Origin of the sequence: Streptomyces muensis (genome assembly GCF_021474425.1) — a bacterium.
Taxonomy (GTDB): domain Bacteria; phylum Actinomycetota; class Actinomycetes; order Streptomycetales; family Streptomycetaceae; genus Streptomyces; species Streptomyces muensis.
The window spans coordinates 1-622 of the sequence record NZ_JAKEIP010000633.1 but is presented as its reverse complement, the minus strand read 5'-3'; the positions used below and the strand labels follow the sequence as shown (position 1 = coordinate 622).

At 70.3% G+C, this 622-nt stretch carries 1 pseudogene; it reads left to right on the top strand.

The features are described from left to right. Window positions 1-198: 198 nt before the first annotated feature. A pseudogene (locus L0P92_RS44820) lies at window positions 199-622 on the top strand (helix-turn-helix domain-containing protein); the annotation flags it as partial.

The window sequence follows — 622 nt, the reverse complement described above, 5'->3', positions numbered from 1 at the left end:
CCACCCCTCCCTCCCGCTCACGGCGCAAACTCACCCACCCGGGTGAACATCACCAACTCGGCTGGATTCGGGACAGGTTGCCGGGCTTACGCTCGCCGCAGCACCACCGCAGATATGCCCCAGACATACGACGGCCCTCGCCGGGACTGGCATCCCAGTGCGAGGGCCTGACCACCAAGGAAGAAACGCCCCTTCCCGATGGATACCCAAAACCCTAGCGCGCCCTCGCGCCCGCAGTCCCAACTTGCCGCCAACACCACCCGAACCGGCGGCGGCCTGGTCCACGAGCACACCCGCCACACCACCCGCTTCACGGTGATCGGCAACCACCTGGCCCAGCACCCCTCCCTCTCGGGCCTGGCGATCGGCCTGGCCGTCTACATCCAGTCGCTCCCCGCAGGCGCCCGCGTCGACATCAAGACCCTCGCCGCCCGCTTCCCCGAGGGCACGACCCGTATCGCCGCCGCCTTACGCGAACTGGAAACCCACGGCTACCTGCGCCGCGAACGCCAACGCACCTCCGCCGGCCGCATCGTCACCCGCACGATCTCCTGCAACCAGCCCGGCAGCAGCCGTGCCGAGGCCCACCCGGCGGCCCCGCCCCGGAAGAAGCGAACCCCGG